The organism is Tateyamaria pelophila, from assembly GCF_019966495.1.
Lineage (GTDB): Bacteria > Pseudomonadota > Alphaproteobacteria > Rhodobacterales > Rhodobacteraceae > Tateyamaria > Tateyamaria pelophila.
Genome location: NZ_JAIMIA010000175.1, coordinates 1 through 6,895, shown reverse-complemented (window position 1 = coordinate 6,895; position 6,895 = coordinate 1). Strand labels below are relative to the sequence as shown.

Below are 6,895 nucleotides of genomic sequence, written 5' to 3'. Positions count from 1 at the left end.
ACGGCCAGCGTCAAAACCGTCTCGCTGCTCGAGGCCGATGTGGTGATTGGGTTTCATGCCACACCTCCCTGCGTCTCACGCAACCGTTCAAGCCGACGCCGCTCCAGGTCCCGTTTGAGATCGATCTGGCTCAGACCTGTTTCACGATCGATGTGGCTCCCATCACCATGGCGAGCCCATGCAATAAACGCATTTGCGATTTTGCCTTGAACCTCGAGCACGGCGTATTGCGCCGATGCAGCCATAAGCGGAGCAAGATAATTGGACAAAAATGGTAGAAAGTCCTCGGGCTGGATCACGACGATCTGCTCGACCACGACCAGCGGCGTTTCAATGAGGACAAAAGTGCCGGTCATCGCGCTCCGCCAGAACCGGATCTCGAGCCCTGCACTGCACAGACCCTCTTCCGTCAGCGGCCTATATTCACAATCGAGAACACGTTCGAGAGCCCGGTGCCAGTTGACGCCTTCCATCTCGCCGATACGGCAGGCTTCATAATACCAATCCGGCAGGTCCACATCGTGAAACCGCCCGGCCTCATAGACGCGCAATGTGTCGTAGCTCATCTTCAATTCTCCTCTTTGGGGTTCGGGGATGGTGATTGGTGCACACCAACAGGGGCCACCGCATCCAAACGCGCAGACAGCACGTCGAGCGCGGTACGGCGGCTGGCGAGCATCGCCTGCATGCCGCTGGTTAGGCGGGATACGAGCGCATCGAGTCGGGCTTGCTGACCAGCTTGCCCATCGAGCGGCGCTGCAATATTGCATTGGGCAAGCGGACCAAGGCGGTTGGTGAGCCACGCTTCCGGGTCGGGAATACGGGTGAGATCGACCTGGGCGGCCCTGGTGCGATGGCCAGGCCCCTCCGGGCGGTAGGTCACCTCCACAGAGGAGTGTGACATTCTGCTATTATAGAGACTCCTATAATAGCCATTTGTCACACTCCTCGACCGGTCCTGGCGGGCCGCTTCGGCCGACGACCAGAACTCAGGAAAGCAGGTGGCCCTGTCGGCGGCGTTCTCGAGCATGATGCCCGTGAGCGCCATCAGGTCGCACCGGGTCGGGCGGAGGTCGGACCACGGCACGAGGGCGTCCACCGTCACCGGCAGGACCACGTCGGTCAGCAGATCGATCTCCAGCATCGTGTCGCCGGTGCGGTTGACGCCGCGTCCGCGGCCAATGGCCTGGATCAGTTCTCCCTCGCAGATGCTCCAGCGGACGGCTTCGGCGATCGGGTCGGCATGAGCCTCCATGGTGAGCGGCACGGACTTGTCATTTGCAAACCGCACCCTGCGTTCTGCCATCGGATACCACCAGCCGGCGTCCTTCGGGTTCGGCGCGGGAACGCGGCCGGTGAGCGCCATGGCGAGAAGCTCCACCGTGCGCGGTGCGGGCAGCGTGCGCCCCATGACGATCATGCCACCGATCCCGCCCCAGCGGTCGAGCCCGCTCAGCGCGTTGAAATGCACCGCCTCCACTCGCGGCGGCAGACCGGCGGACCGAAGCACGTCGATGGCGGCCTTCTGGCCCACGATCAGAAGGTCGATCCGGGCATCGGGTTGGTGGCATTGCTGTGTCCGCAGCGCAATCCAGGCACGGAGATCCCGCAAATGGGTTTCTGCGGCCTTGCGATCGCGGTTCCGCGCATCTGGTCCCGGCGTCAGCGCGCGCGCCGAGGTCGGGCTGCCGGTCACCTGACGGACGTGCACATGGGGTTGGCGCGCGGCAACCTGTGCGCCGATGTCGATCGTCGGCAGATAGGTCTGCACAAGTTCGGGCCGCAGTGTCGCGTCGAGATGCAGGATCGGTGCCTCGGCCGCCCAGCCTCCGCGCAACCGGCTGCGCCAGCGTAAGCGCAGCGCCCGGACAGAACCGGATTCCGTTCGTTCGTGACCCAGATCCGCTCCGGCAGCATCATGGCCGTTCTCCAATGCCTCGGCGAGGATCAACCACAGTTTTGCGCAACGGCCCGGCGGCGCCCAGGGCTCGCCTCTGGGAGGCAGGGCCTTCTCGATGCGCTTGCGTCGTTCCACCGATGGCATGCCCGGCAGCAGACCTGCATCCCGCATCCGGCGCCTTTCCAGAGTGGCAGCCTGCCGACAGTCTTCGGGCGTCAGACCAACGGCTTGGAGAAGCCCGTGACGCAGGGGGCCAGGCTCAGTGACCTGCAAGGCCTTCCAGAGTTTCCCGCGGGCGGCGACCAGATCGGCCGTGGCTCGGACGTCGATCTTGCCCTTTACCTCATAGCAGGCAAGCGAGGTGCGACCGGGTTCGAGGCCATCCTGCGTGAGGGTGGCCTTGCCATCAAGACCGCGCAGGCCCGATTGCCAGAACGCCTCGTCGATCACCAGCAGCCCGACCGTGCCGATGGCCTCGGGTTTCATGTGAAAGAGGCTGTCATGGGCGCAGACGATGACAGCGGCGGCTTGCGCGAGCGGTTTCTGGCGCTGATAGCCGCAGGCGTGGAAATGCCCGCAGAGGTGCAATTCACCGCCCCGCTTCACCTTGCAGCAGCTCTGCTCGATCGGCAGTTCGACCTCAAGCGCGTCGAAGGTCGCCTCCGTGTCGAGGCACATCAGCCTCTCGGGATCGGCGTCGGTGGGATCGGGCGCGGTGCGACCCTTCCACAGCATGGCACGCAGGCCGATGGCTTCGAAGGCGGCAACCTGCTCGGCGCCCAGATCGTGGCGCGGGACGGCATAGACGACCTTGCGGCCGCCGAGTTCACCAGACCCGATCAGTTCGGCAATGGCAGTTCGCGCGCGCGAGGTTTTGCCCAGCCCGACATCGACCGGCAGTCCAAGCAGCGGTGGCAGCGCCGCGCGCGCCACGATGTTGAAATCCAGCGGATCGCAATCCTCGTCCGCGTTCTGCGCCGCCTCGCGGGCGGCCTCCACGGCCGCCCAGTAGTCCGGCAGCTCTGCCATGAAGTCGCTGATGGCTTCCAAGAGCATGGCCCGTGCTTCGGTGGGCGTCAGGATCGGCGCGGGATAGGTCGGCGGCGGTGGCGGGATCTTCGCGGCACCTGCCACCAGCGCCTCAACGGCCTCCTGACCATCGGTGCAGAAGAGATCATTGGCGTCGCCAGCGGCCTCGGGCACGGCGAGGCGAGCATCGACGGCGAGCGCCGCCTTGCGCGCGGCCTCCACACCGGGGTTGGTGTCACGGTCAGGCTTCAAGTCGTTGTCGGCGACAAGGACGAGATCGGCATGGTCGAACCTGGCCCGCAACGCCTGCGCGACGGGGAGCAGGTTGCCCGCATCCATTGCGGCGATGACGGTGTACCCAGTCGCGAGGTTCAGGCTCGCGCCGGTCGCCCAGCCCTCGCAGATCAGCAGCGGTCCGGAAGGCTCGGCCAGCGGCGCCGGATCCGCGCCCACCACCGCGAAATGCCCCCGCTTTGCGCCGCCCGCCAAAAAGCGCTTTGCCCCGTCGGGAGCGATGGTCTCGAGGCTGTGCAGGTGCCCGTCGATATCCTGCAATGGGACGAGCAGTTGGCCACGGGCATCCATGCGCAAGGCGAGCGGCGCGACCTGCTTGGTGATGAGGTAGGGATGATCGTTTGGGGCTGGGCGCGCATTGACCCAGATGCGCGCAGCGCGGGCAGCAGCCGCGTCCGCGGGCGAGATCGCAGGAGTGCTTTCCGCGGTCACGCTGGCAACCCGGGGAGGTGGCGCAGGTCTATTGGCCGGTTTGAGCTGTGACCTGTCGTGCTGGCGCCTGGGCCGTGGGCCCGTTGTCATGCCCATACGATCGGCGATCCAGTCATTGGCATCGCTGCGAGGCATGCTGAGCTCGCGACCAACCAGATCCGAAAAATGACTGCCGTCACCCGCCTCGTGGTCAAACCACATGCCCGCTTTCGACCCGCTGATGATCACCGCAAGGCTACCCTTGCGGCCCCAGCGCCATTCCCGACCAATCTTTGAGCTGGGCTGGCCAAGCAACTCGACGACGAGTTCCGGCAACCGCGTGCGCAACTCAGCATCGAAGGCCTGCCAGTCCCGGGCGCTCATGGCCGCCCCCCGCGCAAAAGCGCATACATGACGGACGACCGGAGGGTCGCAGCGGCGATGCGCAGGGGGATTTGAGGGCTAAGAAGCACGGGTGTTTGGAACCAGGTTGAGGGCGTTGTTGACCCCTGTTCTGTCACTGGTCCCGCAGCCCCCGCGACGTCCGAACCGGTCCACCCGTTCGGACGTCGCCTGACAGGAAAGGGTGGAACCCTCCCGGCAAGCTCATGAAATCATGATGAATAAAGGGTGGACCCCAAGGGGCCTGAGTGCCCTTTGCGCGGCCATTGCAATCCGACGACGCGTAGAAGGGTGAACCCCAGTGCAGCGCGAATCAGGTGAATGGTTTCACCCTTTCAGCAGGGTGCGACAGGAAGGGTGAATCCTTCGGCGACGTGCGAACTCAATCGTTCAGAAACCGGCCAGGCCTACCTTGGCGAGCCACGTTCTCACGAAAACAAGTATCCGGTAGGTCATCACGTCAAACCTGGCGTCGTGTTTGTGAGATCACGGCGGTGTGAGGTAAGAATTTCAAGGTTGAAGTCTGCAACCTTGAAATTCGGCTCGTCGAGGAAGGCCGCAGTGGTCAAGGGCGTACGAGGCGTGCTTCATGGATCTGGTCGCGGCGCAGACCAAGATCGGCTGCGGTAGTGATGTTGCACTTGTCGACACTACTTTCCAATCCACGCTTTTTTAACCTCGCCCCGCGCTTGCGCCGCGTCAACGCGCTGCGTGTGTTTTTGCTGGTGACGAGACATGCCTGCCTGGCGCGCTGCCCCTCCACCCGAGAAACCCCGGCGGTCGCCTGCCCCGGTTTCCAAAGGGTATCTATTCTTGTCGGACCAGCGCTTGCACTCGACACGAGCAGTATTGGCGACCACAACACTGCTCAGACAAGGCGGGACTGATGGCCCGAAACAGATAATCTCAGCCGGGCGCACAGTTCCTGCTGCCTCGCTCGTTCGCAGGCGGCGTCACGTTCGTCAGCGCATCGGCACCTTGTGTCGTCCAACACGACGCCCAATGTTGCTTAACGTCCGGGTGTTACAGACAGAAACACCCTCCGTTGGCCGGCGACAGCGACTAGGCGGGATGCACATCGTTACAGTTGCGAACGATGTTGCGTCAGGCAACGAAGCCCACGGGGCAGCGAGGCAAATTGGCAAATATCCGCAGAAGGTAGTCACGCTGCTACTTTGCAATCCCTTTTGCCGACGGGCCTTGCCGGTTTGACTCAATCGCCGCGATCAAGCACTCACCATCCTCCCCGAGCGAGCCCAAAATCTTCCCAATCTGGCCGAGAGGTCAAGTGGTCAAAGCCCAATTCGCTGAAGAGGAAGACTTGTGAAATGTCGAGCGCCGACATCAAGGACAGCACAGGACGCAAGGCCGTATGAGGCGTACCGATTTCGACAACCGCAACGTCGTGATTCCCACCTCATCATGTGCGATTAGGGCTTCGGGATGCGCTTCGCCCCACCGCGCTGCGCCGTCGGCAACCTGATCAGCGTGGCCATGGAATTTGCGATGTTGCGAGAAATCGGCTCGCCATCGATCCGCTTCCCAAAAAACCAGTCAGAGAGGTTTTCCTTCTTGCTCTGGTACTTGTCCGTCAAGCCAAAATGCATGATCGCCTCCTGCATGAGTTCAAGATAGGGGGTGGTGTAGGACATGGCTGTCGCTTCTCGAGGGGGCTGGGCAGGTTCCGGCGCATCATCCTGCCAGATCGCCTTCACCATGAATTCCGGCACCTCGATCTGGATGTACTGCCATGCCGGGCCCGTGAGGTCTCCGCGACTGAAGTTGAACTCTCCACAACGCCATTCAGTCGTCGTGATCAAGCTCGGATCACTCGCATGAAGGCGCCAGCTCCGCTCGGTAGCCGGATCCACAAACATCGCTGCCGTCGTCGACAGGCGACCAGTGGCCCGGATGTAACCATCGCGCAGCGCCATTAGCAGGCCATCGCGGGCCCTGCGCCGCACCATTTGCGCAGACGCCGTCGGCAGTTCGATCGTATCTGGCACCAGATGATCCTCCCCAAGCAACGCCCTGTTCAAAGACTTGGCATGGTCTCGAAGTTCGATGTCTTCCACATGGGCAAGTGCAACCGAAAGGCTCCACGATAAGCCGAATGTGCCTGGTGTCCGCATTTGCACACCTCCCCTGATCACAGTGAATTCAGACATAAAACATAAGGGGAACATTCTGGGCGGGCAAGCGACCATCTTTACAAGGGTGAAACGGTTTCACCCTCAGTTTGCGGGAGTGGGTGTACCCGTTTGAAGGTAGAAGCGGGTTTGGCAAAGCTGTTTTTTGAGGGCATGTCCACTGCCCTGAGGATCGTCATGAAACGCCCAAACCCAATACACCCTGACCGCATGTCAGCACACGAGCGCCGCACCGAACTGTATGGCCTGCTCGCTACGGCTGTGGTGCGCCTCTTGGACCGCGATCGCGACCCTCTATCCCGGACAAACGGAGATAGTTCGCTACACTTCCGGCCCAAACAGAGCGGTACTGCGGGTCCAACTCAAAGGAAATCCGCATGACAACACACGAACCCATATTGGCACGCCTGGTCGGCTTGAAGACCATGTCCGTCAAAGACCTGAAGGCGGAATGGCAGGCGCTGTTCGATGCCCCTGCCCCGAATAACAGCCGCAGCTTTCTGGTAAGCAGGCTGGCCTACCGTATTCAGGAGCTGTCTTACGGCGGCCCGGACAAGCAGACGCGGCGGCTTTTGGATCTGCTGGCTGATGAGGTCGAGGGCACGCTGACGCGCAAGGCGCAGATTGCCGACCCCCGCAATCCAGTAGTTGGCACCAAGCTGATCCGCGAATGGGACGGCACCGCCCACACTGTGACCGTGCTGAAGGA

General features: G+C 62.6%; 4 protein-coding genes. 1 reads left to right on the top strand and 3 read right to left on the bottom strand.

What is annotated here, in order from left to right; genetic code table 11:
• Positions 1-53: 53 nt before the first annotated feature.
• From LC354_RS25395 to LC354_RS25385, 3 genes are all read right to left on the bottom strand, one after another.
• Positions 54-566 carry a hypothetical protein gene (locus LC354_RS25395; protein ID WP_223428755.1) on the bottom strand — a complete coding sequence of 171 codons (513 nt, stop codon included), beginning with the start codon at positions 564-566 and terminating at the stop codon, positions 54-56.
• A gap of 2 nt (positions 567-568) precedes the next feature.
• Positions 569-4,018 carry a toprim domain-containing protein gene (locus tag LC354_RS25390; RefSeq protein WP_223428754.1) on the bottom strand — a complete coding sequence of 1,150 codons (3,450 nt, stop codon included), beginning with the start codon at positions 4,016-4,018 and terminating at the stop codon, positions 569-571.
• Positions 4,019-5,466: 1,448 nt separating this feature from the next.
• On the bottom strand, positions 5,467-6,111 hold the full coding sequence (locus LC354_RS25385; RefSeq protein WP_223428753.1) for a hypothetical protein: 645 nt from the start codon (positions 6,109-6,111) through the stop codon (positions 5,467-5,469).
• Positions 6,112-6,563: 452 nt separating this feature from the next.
• Between LC354_RS25385 and LC354_RS25380 the strand changes: the two genes are divergently transcribed.
• A partial coding sequence (locus LC354_RS25380; RefSeq protein WP_223428752.1) for a DUF2924 domain-containing protein occupies positions 6,564-6,895 on the top strand: 332 nt, incomplete at its 3' end.